This window comes from Halobacteriovoraceae bacterium (assembly GCA_020635115.1).
GTDB lineage: Bacteria > Bdellovibrionota > Bacteriovoracia > Bacteriovoracales > Bacteriovoracaceae > JACKAK01.
The window spans coordinates 145,355-159,095 of record JACKAK010000006.1; the positions used below are offsets into that span (position 1 = coordinate 145,355).

Consider the following 13,741-nt stretch of genomic DNA (forward strand, 5'->3'; position numbering starts at 1 on the left):
ACTTATTTTTTTATTGAAATTTTTCAGCGATTTTCATAGCAAAATTTGGATTTGCATATTTTAATAAAGCAGTAGAATTTGCGACTTTATCGACATGCTTATCTGATTGACTAAAAAAATAAGGAGAAATATCAAGATCTTTCAAAAACATTGTGTGACCCTTACCAGAAAATTTTCTTTGTATAAAACCAGAATCAAGAAAACAAATCTCACGAATCATAAAGTTTCGAGAGAGATAGATAATAATTGTAAACTGGCTTAGACCTATAAGAGATTTTTTAAGTTTTACTCCTTTTGGAGATGATTGATCAGACCAATGAACTTTAATTTCAACCCGGTCGTTACCAAGAAAAAAGTCAAATCCCCTTTGTGAAGTTGATTTAATTTGATTAAGTCCAAAAATACATTTTCCGTACCATTCCCCTAATTGAACGGGAAGGTTTTTTCCATTCATGAGTATGTGTTCTTTTCTTAAAATATCATAAGAACTATTAATTAGTGCGACAGCATCAATAATAACTTTATTTTTGGGTATGTGAGCTATGGTAATATTTTTTGAAATTTTACTCAAAAGTTTTCTTGAAAACTGCTTTTCATACCACGTTTTAAAGCTATCAAGGGGGTAGAAAGTAAATGAGTCAAAGACGTGACCTAGTTTAGACAAAGTCTCTCGATTGATTTCTTGAGAAAGATTTTTACACACAAAACTAAGGGGAGCAAACTCCCCTTCATTCTCACCTTTTAGAAAGAGTTCATCCTTATAATAGTCTGTGCTACCATGGGTAGTCTTATTGAACTGTGCAATCTCCTTATTTATATCATCATTATTCATAGCGTCATGCTTCTACCTTAAGGTTAATACTATCCTATATTATCAGAATTAAATGAATGCACAACAGAATGCACAGCATTATTGGAAAACAATTATAAACTTAAACGTTAAAATCTGATATCGAATAATTATAGTTTAGTATTTTCTGAGAAATTCCAGCATTCTCTACCAAATAGTATCTGCAGAAAAAGCGAAAATCATCCAATTTACTTTGTAAGAAGAGTTTTTCATCTCCTTGTGTCGATTCAATCATTCCTTTTGCTATGATTGCACTTCTCAAGTGAAGCCATGCAGTTACTAAATGACCTGAGAAATTAAGAAAATCGGTTGCATGTTCTAAAATAGGTGCAAATTCATTTTTTTGCGCATGTTCAGCAAATTTTGCAACTATGGATTGTGCTTTTTCTAGAGATTTGCCAATAAGTGCAACCTCAGTTGGCCAACTACTGGCATTTGGATCAGTGAGTGTTTTTTGTATTTTCCCGGCCAAACGCATGAGAGTTTTTCCCTGATCTTTAAGAATTTTTCTAGTCACATAATCTATGGCCTGAATACCGTTTGTTCCTTCATAAATAGATGCAATTTTTATATCTCTTGCAAATTGTTCGATGGCATACTCTGTACAATATCCATAACCTCCGTGAACTTGAATTGCATCGACACTTACATTAAAACCGTAATCAGAACTATATGACTTACAAATTGGAGTTAAAAGAGCTAATTCACTGTGGGCATCTTTATCACCTTTTTGGGAAGCATCAAAAAGAGAGGCGGTATACAAATTCAAAGATCTCAATCCACGAGACATAGATCTCATTCTCAAAAGCAATCTTTTCACATCGGGATGTTTAAAAAGCTCAGTTTGGAATTGAGATCTTTCCTTGGCGTATTGTAAAGTTAGTTCATACACTAAATTTGCCTGAGCATCTCCTTGCAATCCACACTCAAGTCTGGCCTCATTCATCATGATGAACATATTTTGCATACCTTCAAGTTCATTACCTATAAGTTCTCCTATGCAATCGCTATTTTGTCCAAAAGCAAGTTCACACGTTGCCTGGCCATGTAGACCCATTTTCTCTTCAATTTTTGTACATACAACATCATTACTTGCACCGTTTGTACCGTCCTCATTAATGACTAGTTTTGGAACAATAAACAACGAAAGTCCCTTAGGGCCTTTAGGTGCGCCTGGTGTTCTGGCCAATACGAGATGAATAATATTGTCATATAGATTGTTATCACCGGAGGAAATGAAGATTTTGACTCCATTAATTTTGTATTTTCCATTGCCTAGTGGTTCAGCAGTTGTACTTAGGTTTCCGACATCACTACCTGCATCTGCTTCAGTTAGACACATAGTCCCACCATACTCCCCAGTCATCATTTTTGGGATATATTTTTCTTTTTGGGCGTCATTTCCGACGGCCATAAGAACATTCATGGCACCTCTGGTTAGGCCATAATACATTGAAAAGGAAACATTCGCTCCCACGGCCATAGCATCAGCGGCAACCATTACTGATCTTGGAACTGGTATTCCGCCAATTTCTTCAGGATAACCTAGTCCATACCATCCATTTTCATAAAAACCGCGTTGAACTGGAACTAAACACTCAGGTACACTCACTTTTGTATTTTCCCATTTGACGCCAACTTGATCTGATTCTTGTCGTGTAGGGTAAATTTCGTTAGCAACAAATTTATCAAATTCACTCATAATGTCTTTGATATCTTGCTCCGAATAATCTGCATTTACCTCTTGTGCGTTAAGTAGTCTAAAAAGGTTAAAATAAACATCCTGAAGATCCGTCTTATACTGTGCCATAAATAATCCTGTGATAAGAAGTTAATGATTAATGTAAACTACTAAGCATTATATACAATGACTTCAAAAAGAACTAGGGCCTTTGCAATATTAACTTTTTATCTGAGAAATCTAATGAATAATTTAATTAAGATGAAAGGCCAAGTGACAAATTTTTGTGCTTGGCCTTTTTATTTATAAATTAGAAGATGTGGTATTTGAAAGAATAAACCCTTCTTTATTATTGTTGTCTAAGAGAAACACTGGATTTGCTTCAAGTGGTTTTTGTAGATCAATTTCATAAGTGACTTTATCAGTAGTATAAATAGCGTAGTGGGTATCAGATAATCTAATAGAAAACATTTTTTTATCCAATATTTTTTGGACTATGAAAGTATGGATTTCATTTCTTGAAGTATCTCCTAAAACAACGTGGTTCACACTTTCAGCATTGTTATAAGTTCCTATTAAAAAGTCATTGTTGCTTCCATAACAACGATAGTCTTCAAAAGGTATAACTCCTGAGTAAGTATATTCCCAACTTATATCTCCATTACAAGGTGTATAAATATAGAGCATCCCATCAGAAGTATTTGCTTTAAACCTCATGTTTCTGACTTCATCAGCAAATACACTAAAAGTAGACCCTCCTGTTGGATTATCGATTCCATAGGGACTAATGCTATTAACATTATTAGTGTTGTGTTCTTTATTGCTTCCACAAGAGCTTGATATCAACAACAAAACATACCCTATGAAAAGGACGATTTTTGAATTTTTCATTTTTGTCTCCCTAAAAAAATATATTCATAGCTTTAGGAGCAATTTTTGTGCCAAAATGTTTGATATAAAATTAAGATGTTAAGAGTTAGATGATATAATAATAAAGTGTAAAAAAAACATCTGTCAAAACTTTAGACAATTCGCCGCCTCTCTAACAAAAAAGTTGAAGTTATTGAAAATTCATTGGTACCCACTTAGAGTTCAAAAATCCGCATACTTGGAGGATTTTAAGCTTAAAATACTGCATATTCCTATAACCATAAGCTCTTTTCTTTATTGTTTTGATGACGTTGTTTATTCCTTCTGAAAGTGATGAGGTAACAGGGTATTTGAAGTAGTTTCTGAATGTATCCCATCCATCATCAAACGTTTTCCACCATTTTTTTAGTTCATAGAAGATCCCTGCTTGATTTATCCATTCCCCCATCTCTTCAAACTTTGCTCTTGCTTCCGGAGCTGAAGCAGATTCAAATATCTGGTGCATACCTTCTTTAATGAGTTCTAGGTAAACAAAATATTCATTATCTCTCATGACTTCCCGAATATGCCGGTTCTCAGCTTTTGTTCTTCGATCAGATTTTTTAGTGAATAACTGTTTAAATTTGCCACGAGTCAGTCTCTTTTGTTCTCCTTTGCACATGTGCTCATTTAACCACTGTCTCTCACTATTAATATAGTTTTGAAACGTCTGCATGATATGAAAACGATCCCATACAAAAATAGCGTTGGGACAGTTCTCTTTCACGCTAAGTTTATATCCATCAAACTGATCTGCCGCTACAACTTCAATCTCTTCACAGCGCTCTTTTCCCATGACATGAAAAAACTCATTAAGTGCTTCTTTAGAGCGGCTTTCAGACACCCAAATAACCCTCCTAGTGTCCAAGTCACAGATTATCGTGAAAAAGCGTTTATCCCTGGACTCTTTGGCATGATACTTTTTCTTTCTGGCATAGACTTCGTCTACACAAATCCTCCTGACCTTTGGGATCTTGTAGTGTTGAAACATCCGCTTCATTCTTTTAAAATCAAACCGCCACATACTCATAGGATCATTGCCAGTGAACTCAGCGGCCCGAGAGACTGGAGTAATCTCACAAAGACGTCCTAACCACCAAGCATATTCCTCGGTTACGTGCGGAGTCTCCTCAGAGATCCAGTCAATTTTAGAAGTTCTAATTTTTTTACAATTACCGCATCGATGCTTAGTTCTTTTAAAGATGTAGTATCCCTTAAAACCATGAATATCCATTGTGCGAACTTTGACTTTATGCTCGCTAACTTTGGCTGCATCAAGCTCATGACAACACCTGGAACACTGTTTAACTTCACGTCCATCTTTGATAAATATCTCAATAAAGCCTTTATCTAACCACTCTTTAGTGTCTGTCACGTCAAAACCAGGGATGCAGTAACGGTGAATACGTCGTAAACTCATAGTTCAATCCTTTGAAAAATTAAGTATAAAGAGAGGATAACAATGAAGTTTAAATCGTATAAGAGAAAAGAAGGCCCATGTAGAATAGGGTCTATTGAGATGCCCAAATTAAGATTGAAACATTCAGATTTTTTTGAAGAAATAAGGGATCAAATTCCTGATAAAGATTATAAGGAATGGGAAGAAGATGCATTATTCTTTTTGTTTTTAAAACCTGAGATGGACCTGGACAACTTAAGACCTGAAAATATTGACGAGTATGCTGAGTCAATTATTGGTTTCCCTAAAATCAACTTTTTTGATTAAGATCCCAATTCGCCTAACTTAATTAATCCACTCTATGTGTGAGAAATATCCCATCGGGAGATTATGTTTAAGTTTTTGTCTAAGAAGAATTTTTTTTGCTTTTGTCTGTGTGACAATGCGCTCATCGAAAATCTTAAGTGATTCTAGATTGAGAGTGCCTCCAATATTTTTAGGAAGGTTTAGATTTGAAATTTCATAAATAAATCCCATTTCGACATCTCCTCCGACATACTCTGGTAATATTAAATTTGAATAATGTTCGAGAAAGTCGAGGTAGAGATCCCCTGACACATAGGTAGAGAGTTCAAGGTCATTTATCTCGGAATATAGACTAAGATCAAGACTTCCAAAGATGTATTTTGGGAGGGGAAGATTTTTGGAATAGTCTTCTTTTTCAAGGATAAGATTTCCGTAATGATAAAGTATATTTCCACTAAGGGCCTCTTCTTTGTTGGTACTGATTTTATCTTTGGAGACGTTGAACAAAAAACTAAGATCTTCTTTAATATTTCGATGAATAAGAATTTTTTCAATACGTTTATCTCTGTCATAACCGAAGCTTTGTATTTTTTCATCAACTTCATAGATAAACTTTAAATCCTCCTTGTTCAAGTTTTGTGATAATTGGTATCGTTTGTATAAATCTGTAAGTCGTTTCATATGAAATAACTTTTTGAAATAATTTTCTCCTTCATCGCCAAATTCTTTAAGCTTTTGAGCAAGAATATCTGTTCCAGCAATGACTTCATCTAGATTTTGATCTTCTGCAATTCCTCTAATTTCTGCAATATGCTCTCCTTCCATTCGAATAGCGATTCGAGGAAAAGTTGGTAGAGCGTTTTGATCTAATGTGTAATAAATATAGAAATCTCCCCTTTTGATTTGGTGTTCAGCTGTCGCAGTTTCAGCTGAACACCAACCTGTATTTTTCTCATTCAGACTATTAACTAAAATTGTAGGGTCAGAGTTTTTTTCATATTTTATCCAATTACCAATAATTGAATTTACATTATTTGGTGTCATATGATTTTTTTTAAACTTATACATTTCATGTGAATACATTTTTGAAAAATTAGTTCCCACAGAAATTCTTAAAAAATCATTATGTTCAAGTTCATCAAGACTTTCTTTGTTTACAATTTTCATAAACATGCCCATTACTTTTGCTAAGACTTCTCTATTAAGTTCTGGAAAAGGAGCAATTTGGTTACGAGTTCTTTTGGAATAGGTCTGAGTTTTTTCTTTGTGTCCTTTTTTGACAATCATTTTTTGCAGACCCATTTTGGTGACTGCATCAAGGGCCCAAAACTTTGCCCAAATTGGAAAACTATTAGAATCAGGTGATAAAAAATAATCAATCCACTTATCTAATGATTCTTTTTGGTTATTAATTATAATTTTTGTCTGATGTTTTATAAAATCTTGGGTTATCTCAGGAAAAATTTCTCCACGTTCTTCATGAATTCGTTTCAAATTTTTAAAGTGACTCATGGGTATATCGTCCATCTTTATAAGATATTTTTTGTGATAATACGATCTTATTCTTTGTGCGATTTTAGGGTTGTAAGAGCCTTTTTGAAGTAGGCCATGAAGGTATTCAAACCAACTTGCAATTTTTAATGAAGGACTAAGTTTGATTTTTTGATTATGAACCAGCATTTTTTTTGCAGTTATTTCAATATGTGTTTTTGTATGTAGTTTTGTGTACTTTGCATGAAAATAATTTCCTGCGCTCAAAAAATAATTAATGCTTTCATAGCAATTATTTGACTTCGCAGGAAGGATGAAAAGAAGATAAAAAAATAAGTATCTAAGCATAACTATTATCAACTTTGAAAGAGTGCGTAATATCTCACCAACTCATATTATGTAAAGTATGTGCGATTAAAATGATTACATATTGAAATCATTATATATTTGGAGTTATTGCCAAAAGTTTGAGTCGCAAATACGGTTGGCATTTTTTGACTAACTATCTGATATCATATGAAATGAAGAGTATTCTTGACGTATGGACCGTTTGAAGGATGTATACTTGTCTTGGTCGTTGATATAAAAGAGAATTTTGATATCTCTTAAAAGAAAGGGAGTCGACATGAAGGTCATTTCAATTATATTTTTAGTTTTGACAATGGTCAGTTGTATGAACAACAAAATAGAAAAGAATGCTGATGAATCAATAAACAATATTCAAAAAGATGATTTTTTAGAATTTGAAGTTAGTGGAATATTTGACTGTCCTGAAGTTAGAGTAGAAAAGAATTATGTGATCGAAAACTTTATCGACAAAAGTAGAACAACAGGTGAATCTTTAGATAAGATTTACCAAAGAGGTTATCAAAATACAGATCCAATATTTATGAGAGAAAATGATCGAGTTCTTTTCATTGAAGATAGTACTCAAATCTATGGATCAAGTTCATTTGATATCGTGGCAGTAAACGGGCCTGCAGATATTCATTTAGACGGGAACATTGAAAGAGTAGAGCTCACAAATCCGTCAAATCACTATGATATCATTGTAAAGGGAACAATTGTACAGTTTTTTAGTGCTTGTGGAAAAGAGTATCCTCTTCTTACTTTTTCAGGACTAAATCGTTCTGTAGAAATAGTCTTTGCTGATGGGAAGTCAAGATTAGAATTAAATTCAATCGGAAATGCCTCTTTGGGAGGGAAACAACTTTCTCAATAGGTTCACTCGAAGAACTTCATACATTTTGCATAAAGAACACGAGTTTTCGATTTTACAGAAAGCTCGTCAGTAATGACTCCATTTTCAATAAATGAATAGACCAAACGTTTATATTTCATTCTGATCAACTCACTTTTATTTTTAAAAATATTATATACATTATCAATTTCTTTAAGCATTGGTAGAAAATTATGACCTAAATTATTTAATTTATTGTATTCAATTAAAAAATATGAATGTCTGATCATATTTTTTAAAAATTTTTTAAACATTTCTTCTGATTTTTGACTCTCTTCTAACAGACGAGTATACATCATAAGCAAGGAATTATAGTTTTCTTTATCCACCTTGCCATCTTTTTTATCTAAATAATTTACTTCATCTAATCTCGTAATATTAAACAGTGTAGTATCAAGGAGTTCAAAAGCTAGTTCAAACACTTTATCGTCATCAAGCTTTGATGATATAACTTGGAACATTCTATATTCGAACCCACTTTTAGGGATAAATCTTTTAAGATCATATTGTACGTCTCTAATAAATTCTAGAGTATCTAGGATCTCACCTTTCTCAAAATGTTTGGCCAATTCATTTAAAAATATTTCATTATCAAAGACATGCGAAAATGGAGATCTAAAGTGATGATGATTTATTTGTTCCTTCCAATGGAGTAAGAAGGGTTCAAGTTCACCTCGTTCATTTAAGAGTGGCGCTATAGCTTCTAGGAAGAAGCTTTTATGAATATCCCAGATTCTACCATCTTTTCTAAAAAACATTTCTTTGCTATCTTCATAAATTTCTTCAGATTTTTTATTTTTATAAAATAGATATAAAAATTCAGGGAGTCTTTCTCTTTCAAATAATCTTTCAGGGAGATTTGGAACTTGGTAAGTAATTTTTTTTCCATTTTTAAATGAGACAATAAATTCAACCCCGTCTTCATATTTTATTCGAGAATTTTGCTCATGATTAATTTCAGAATTGAAAAGTCCTAAATTATAAGTAAAACCTCCATTCTTAACTTGAAATTTACCGATGGTTGTACTTGAAAATTTATTAAATTCTTTTATTGGTTTATTGTTGATGATAGTGGTTTGTTTTGTAAATCTTGAAATTTTTATACTCGCAACATTTTCAACACTTTTTCCAACTATATTCATAGTAACGTTGCTAATTTTGATTTTTTCTTGATCAAGGGCCTTATCTCTATCTAAATTTTCATGTGTAAAGTGTATATCTGCAATAAATGAAAAATTAATTGAAACACTCAAGGACTCTAACTCATCAATTAATGGAACAGTGGCCGTCATCTCTACTTCACGTGGGATGCAAAACGCATGAGAAAATATAAGTAGGCCAAATAAAAATAATTTCATAGAGTCTCAAAAAATTGACATTTATTTATCTCTTTTTCCTTAAAATTGATAGTTGAATCTTGGTATTTGAAATTTCTAACATGAATCTACTTAAGAATTTTGACCTTACCCAAAAAAATCTAACTCTTCATTCTCTAATTTCCTCTTAGAAAATGAATTTCACATATGCTACAAATATACAAAAAAGGAGAGAAATCATGAGTGAAGTATTCAACAGCGCAACGCGCTGTCTTCTAATGATTCTTGATGGATTTGGCATAAATCCAGAGAGTAAGTCAAATGCAATTCAAGCAGCAAGCACTAAATGTTTAGATAAACTCTTTTCTGATTATCCATTTACAACTCTTATACCCGGAGGTCAAAGAGTTGGACTTCCAAAAGGTGTTTTTGGAAATTCCGAAGTTGGACATATGAATATTGGTGCAGGAAGACCAGTTAGACAAGATTTAGTAAGAATCAATGAAGCTATCCAAAACCAAACTTTTAAAAATTTATTTCAATTAAAAGAACTTATAAAAACGGCAAGAAATAATAGTGGGCGAGTACATCTTGTAACACTACTTTCAGATGGTGGGGTACACTCTCATATAGATCATTTAAAAGAAGTTATTAAGTGTTTGAATGATGAAGATAAAAAAATTGAAATCTTTGTTCATGCGTTTATGGATGGGAGAGACACTTCACGAGATAGTGGAATAAAATACCTGCAAGAGTTATTAGACTTTAAAATAAATTATTCTTTCACATTGGCCTCTGTTCAAGGACGTTCAATTGGAATGGACAGAGATCGTCGCTGGGAAAAGATTAAATTGTGTATGGATACTTTTTGTGCAAAAGGAAAGATTCTCGACATTGACCCAATTTCTTATTTGAAAGAGGAATACGCTCAAGGAAGATATGATGAGTTTATCTATCCTATTTTATTTAAAAGAGAATACGCAATATTTGAAAAAGATTGTCTATTCACTTTAAATTTCAGGCCTGATAGAATGATTCAACTGGCCCTGGCCTTCAACTGGAGTCAATTCAAAGAATTTGAAAGAGACTTTATACCTCCCTATTATTTATGTATGACTCCTTATGTTCAAGATGAAGTCGAATTACCCATACTCTTTGATAAAGAGCCAGTTCCAGGAGGACTTACAGAGTATTTATCTGCTCTTGGTAAAAAACAATTAAAAATAGCTGAAACTGAGAAATATGCCCATGTTACTTATTTCTTTAATGGTGGACGAAAGGAACCTTTTCCAGGAGAGGAACAAATCCTCATTCCTTCACCAAAAGAAGTGAAAACGTATGACGAGAAACCAGAAATGAGTGCTTATGAAGTCGCTGATAAATTACGAGAGAAACTAGATGATGAATCAATTTCATTTTACTGTGTTAATTTTGCAAACTCAGACATGGTAGGACATACCGGAAACTTTGAAGCAGCAGTAAAAGCAATTGAGGCCCTTGATCAATGTGTAGAAAAAATAGCAAAGAAATGTCTTCAAGATGGTATCGCCCTAATTATTACTGCTGATCATGGAAATAGCGATATTATGAAATATCCAGACGGTTCACCACATACTTCACATTCTGATGCAAATGTCCCTTTTTGCTTAGTACACTCGAAATTTAAAAACAAAAAGTTTAAACTTAATAAAAATAACTTCGCTTTAAAGGATATTGCTCCTACAATATTATCGGTGTTGGGGATAAAACCTCCAGATAATTTTGAAGGTGTAAGTATATTTTGAGGTTAGGATGAAGAAAATTGCAGTTTTGTGTTCTGGAGGAGATGCTCCTGGAATGAATGCGGCCGTTCGTTCTGTTGTTAGAACTGGTTTGGGTGAAGGATTAGAAGTCTATGGTATTCAAAGAGGGTATTTAGGACTTTTAGAGGGTAAATTTCGCAAAATGAATGCTGCTTCTGTCGGTAATACTATCCAACATGGAGGAACGGTTATTCAAACTTCCCGCTGTGAAGAATTTAAAACAGTCGAGGGAAGAAAGAAGGCCCATGATATATTAAAGTCTCAACACATTGATGGTCTAATTGTTATTGGTGGAGATGGTTCCTTTAATGGAGCTCATCTCTTACATGCGGAACATTCTTTTCCAGTCATTGGAATTCCAGGTACTATAGATAATGATATTTCAGGAACAAATTATACAATTGGTTTTGATACTGCTGTATCAACTGCGGTTTCAGCAGTAGATAAAATACGAGATACTGCATCTTCACATGACCGAACCTTTATAGTGGAAGTTATGGGAAGAAGATCACCAGCAATTGCACTTCATGTAGGGGTATGCTCTGGTGCTGAGAATATTGTTTTTCCAAATGAGGAGCTAAATTGTGCTCAACTTGCAAATGATATAAAAAGAGGACTCTCAAGAGGTAAAATGTCTTCAATAATTATCGTTGAAGAGGGAGAAAAACCTGGTGATATAAGTTATGAACTCAAAAAGAGACTTGAGTTGGAGCATCAGTTACAGTCTCATGTTTGTGTTTTAGGTCATGTCCAAAGGGGTGGAAATCCCTCTCCGCTAGATAGATTTTTAGCGTCTAAAATGGGAAATCTTGCCGTCATGAGTTTACTTGAGGGAAAGACTGAACATGCGATTGTCTATACCCATGGAAAAGTTCAAGTTACAGACTTAAAGGATTGTTTAAAAAAGAAAACAGAGTATCTGACAGAGTACAAAGATTTAGCAAGAAAGCTATCAATTTAAGATTCTAAAGACTTACGCGCTCAACGTTTTTTTCATTTTTGAATTCGGAATCACTTGTAAAATAACATTTAAGCTTACCGTTTTTATTGGTTCCTACAAGTGAAGAATGATAGAGTTTATGTCCTCTTGCAAATTTAGATTTCAGATTTTGACAACTTGATTTTGGTGATTGGCAGAGATGCCCATCCCTTTCGTCACAAATAATTGTAAGTACGGCCATTTTTGCATTCTGGCACACAACAATTCCATCAGAGGAATCAGCGATACCTCTTAAAAAATCCGGATCACCTTTTGAATTTTTCTCGCAAAACTTATTCACATCTACAATCTCTCCCATACAGTCAACTTTTTGTATACCTTCTGTTGTAACAATTGGCCCTGTAGGAAGTTTCTGAGATTTGCAAACTTGTTTTAATTCAAATTTCTTTTCTTTGAGACCAGAAATCTTGTACTCAAGAACTCTGGCACTCAAAGAAGATAGAAATAAAAAATAAAAAATAATTGTATATTTAAACATTATGATGGAAACAACCCTCTTAATCTCATCGCCTTTTGTAGTCTTTCAAGTGCAGCAATAAAAGCTGCCTTTTTCATATCAATATTATAGTGTTTTGATGTATGGACAACTTTTTCAAAAGACTGCTTAAGAATGTAATGTAGCTTTCCATTAATTTGCTCAAGATCCCAAAAGAAATTTTGTAAACCTTGAACCCATTCAAAATAAGATACGATAACACCTCCAGCATTACAAAGAATATCTGGAATAATGAAGGAACCTTTTCCTGATAAATATTCTATTGCTTCACGAGTAAGTGGTCCGTTTGCACCTTCAGCAATAATCTTGGCCTTTACATTTCTCATGTTTTCTTTTGTAACAACTCCATCAATTGCCGCAGGAATGAGGATATCAACATCTAGTCCCAAAAGCTCTTCATTTGAAATATGTTGAGCACCAGGAAGATCTTTTAGAAACTTTCTTTCATGAACCCATTCAACGGCCTTTCTAATATCAATTCCATTTGGGTCATAAATCCCTCCTGAAACATCAGAGACGGCCACAACTTTTGCTCCCTGTTCATAAAGATCTTGGGCCGCTGGAATACCAACTTTACCAAAACCATGTATCGCCACAGTTGTTTCACTTCCAATATCCATTCCAATTTCATCAGCAGCAAAATTAATACAATACGCAACTCCCTTACCAGTGGCCTCTGCCCTTCCTAATGAGCCACCAACTGCAATAGGCTTACCTGTGACGACACCAGGAACTGTGTAACCTTTCTCTTGTGAATAAGTATCTAAAAACCAGGCCATGGTTTGTCCATCTGTTCCAATATCTGGAGCAGGGATATCAACTTGAGGCCCAATCATCATGCTGATTTCTGTAGCATATCTTCTTGTAAGAGACTGAAGCTCTTGACGAGATAATTCATTCGGGTCGACTTGGATTCCACCTTTTGCACCTCCAAGAGGTAGACCTACGAGAGCACATTTAAACGTCATAAGCATCGCAAGTGCCGCAGTTTCAGACAAGTCAACCTTTGGATGATAACGGATTCCACCCTTACCAGGTCCAAGAGTCATATTGTGTTGAACTCTGTAACCCATGAACGTTTTCACTGTTCCGTCATCTAATCGAATAGGAACAGCAACTTGAAGAGCACGTTTGGGATATTTTAGTCTCTCTACGATATTTGGATCTAGATTTCCAACTTGAGAGGCCTCTTCTAATTGTTCAAAAGCATCCTTAAATAAGGGACTATCAAATAAGCTCATGTAAACTCCT

The 13,741-nt window shown here is 34.0% G+C and carries 12 protein-coding genes; 4 read left to right on the plus strand and 8 right to left on the minus strand.

The features are described 5' to 3' along the window. Positions 1-10: 10 nt before the first annotated feature. From H6622_10775 to H6622_10790, 4 genes are all read right to left on the minus strand, one after another. The gene (locus H6622_10775) at positions 11-832 is read right to left on the minus strand and encodes a hypothetical protein (protein ID MCB9061996.1); all 822 of its coding nucleotides are present in this window, start codon (positions 830-832) and stop codon (positions 11-13) included. Positions 833-932: 100 nt separating this feature from the next. Then, entirely contained in the window at positions 933-2,660 is a 1,728-nt protein-coding gene (locus H6622_10780) for an acyl-CoA dehydrogenase (protein MCB9061997.1), read from the minus strand. A gap of 174 nt (positions 2,661-2,834) precedes the next feature. Beyond that, positions 2,835-3,422 carry a hypothetical protein gene (locus H6622_10785; protein ID MCB9061998.1) on the minus strand — a complete coding sequence of 196 codons (588 nt, stop codon included), beginning with the start codon at positions 3,420-3,422 and terminating at the stop codon, positions 2,835-2,837. A 169-nt stretch (positions 3,423-3,591) separates the two neighbouring features. Continuing rightward, positions 3,592-4,860, minus strand: coding sequence for an ISL3 family transposase (locus H6622_10790; protein MCB9061999.1), 1,269 nt, complete (start codon positions 4,858-4,860; stop codon positions 3,592-3,594). Between the two features lie 42 nt (positions 4,861-4,902). On the opposite strand from H6622_10790, the gene H6622_10795 reads away from it, so the two are divergent. Further along, a complete protein-coding gene (locus H6622_10795; GenBank protein ID MCB9062000.1) occupies positions 4,903-5,166 on the plus strand; it encodes a hypothetical protein in 264 nt (87 codons plus the stop codon). An 18-nt stretch (positions 5,167-5,184) separates the two neighbouring features. Here H6622_10795 and H6622_10800 read toward each other — a convergent pair whose 3' ends face one another. Continuing rightward, positions 5,185-6,984 (minus strand): hypothetical protein, encoded by a 1,800-nt coding sequence (locus H6622_10800; protein MCB9062001.1) that lies wholly within the window; start codon positions 6,982-6,984, stop codon positions 5,185-5,187. Between the two features lie 277 nt (positions 6,985-7,261). Here H6622_10800 and H6622_10805 point away from each other — a divergent pair, with 277 nt between their 5' ends. Continuing rightward, the gene (locus H6622_10805; protein MCB9062002.1) at positions 7,262-7,858 is read left to right on the plus strand and encodes a hypothetical protein; all 597 of its coding nucleotides are present in this window, start codon (positions 7,262-7,264) and stop codon (positions 7,856-7,858) included. Positions 7,859-7,860: 2 nt separating this feature from the next. On the opposite strand, the gene H6622_10810 is transcribed toward H6622_10805, so the two are convergent. Beyond that, positions 7,861-9,234: a hypothetical protein gene (locus H6622_10810; GenBank protein MCB9062003.1), complete on the minus strand. Its 1,374-nt coding sequence runs from the start codon at positions 9,232-9,234 to the stop codon at positions 7,861-7,863. A 197-nt stretch (positions 9,235-9,431) separates the two neighbouring features. Between H6622_10810 and H6622_10815 the strand changes: the two genes are divergently transcribed. After that, positions 9,432-10,976, plus strand: a complete 1,545-nt coding sequence (locus H6622_10815; protein ID MCB9062004.1) for a 2,3-bisphosphoglycerate-independent phosphoglycerate mutase — start codon at positions 9,432-9,434, stop codon at positions 10,974-10,976. 7 nt (positions 10,977-10,983) lie between these two features. After that, entirely contained in the window at positions 10,984-11,955 is a 972-nt protein-coding gene (pfkA, locus tag H6622_10820; protein MCB9062005.1) for a 6-phosphofructokinase, read from the plus strand. Between the two features lie 4 nt (positions 11,956-11,959). Here pfkA and H6622_10825 read toward each other — a convergent pair whose 3' ends face one another. Beyond that, the gene (locus tag H6622_10825; protein ID MCB9062006.1) at positions 11,960-12,472 is read right to left on the minus strand and encodes a hypothetical protein; all 513 of its coding nucleotides are present in this window, start codon (positions 12,470-12,472) and stop codon (positions 11,960-11,962) included. Further along, the gene (locus H6622_10830; protein ID MCB9062007.1) at positions 12,472-13,731 is read right to left on the minus strand and encodes a Glu/Leu/Phe/Val dehydrogenase; all 1,260 of its coding nucleotides are present in this window, start codon (positions 13,729-13,731) and stop codon (positions 12,472-12,474) included. The genes H6622_10825 and H6622_10830 overlap by 1 nt, the downstream gene beginning before the upstream one ends. Positions 13,732-13,741: the final 10 nt, after the last annotated feature.

Coding starts and splice junctions, on each gene's coding strand:
- H6622_10775 (MCB9061996.1), bottom strand. CDS start 832: ATGAATAATGATGATATAAATAAGGAGATTGCACAGTTCAATAAGACT.
- H6622_10780 (MCB9061997.1), bottom strand. CDS start 2,660: ATGGCACAGTATAAGACGGATCTTCAGGATGTTTATTTTAACCTTTTT.
- H6622_10785 (MCB9061998.1), bottom strand. CDS start 3,422: ATGAAAAATTCAAAAATCGTCCTTTTCATAGGGTATGTTTTGTTGTTG.
- H6622_10790 (MCB9061999.1), bottom strand. CDS start 4,860: ATGAGTTTACGACGTATTCACCGTTACTGCATCCCTGGTTTTGACGTG.
- H6622_10795 (MCB9062000.1), top strand. CDS start 4,903: ATGAAGTTTAAATCGTATAAGAGAAAAGAAGGCCCATGTAGAATAGGG.
- H6622_10800 (MCB9062001.1), bottom strand. CDS start 6,984: ATGCTTAGATACTTATTTTTTTATCTTCTTTTCATCCTTCCTGCGAAG.
- H6622_10805 (MCB9062002.1), top strand. CDS start 7,262: ATGAAGGTCATTTCAATTATATTTTTAGTTTTGACAATGGTCAGTTGT.
- H6622_10810 (MCB9062003.1), bottom strand. CDS start 9,234: ATGAAATTATTTTTATTTGGCCTACTTATATTTTCTCATGCGTTTTGC.
- H6622_10815 (MCB9062004.1), top strand. CDS start 9,432: ATGAGTGAAGTATTCAACAGCGCAACGCGCTGTCTTCTAATGATTCTT.
- pfkA (MCB9062005.1), top strand. CDS start 10,984: ATGAAGAAAATTGCAGTTTTGTGTTCTGGAGGAGATGCTCCTGGAATG.
- H6622_10825 (MCB9062006.1), bottom strand. CDS start 12,472: ATGTTTAAATATACAATTATTTTTTATTTTTTATTTCTATCTTCTTTG.
- H6622_10830 (MCB9062007.1), bottom strand. CDS start 13,731: ATGAGCTTATTTGATAGTCCCTTATTTAAGGATGCTTTTGAACAATTA.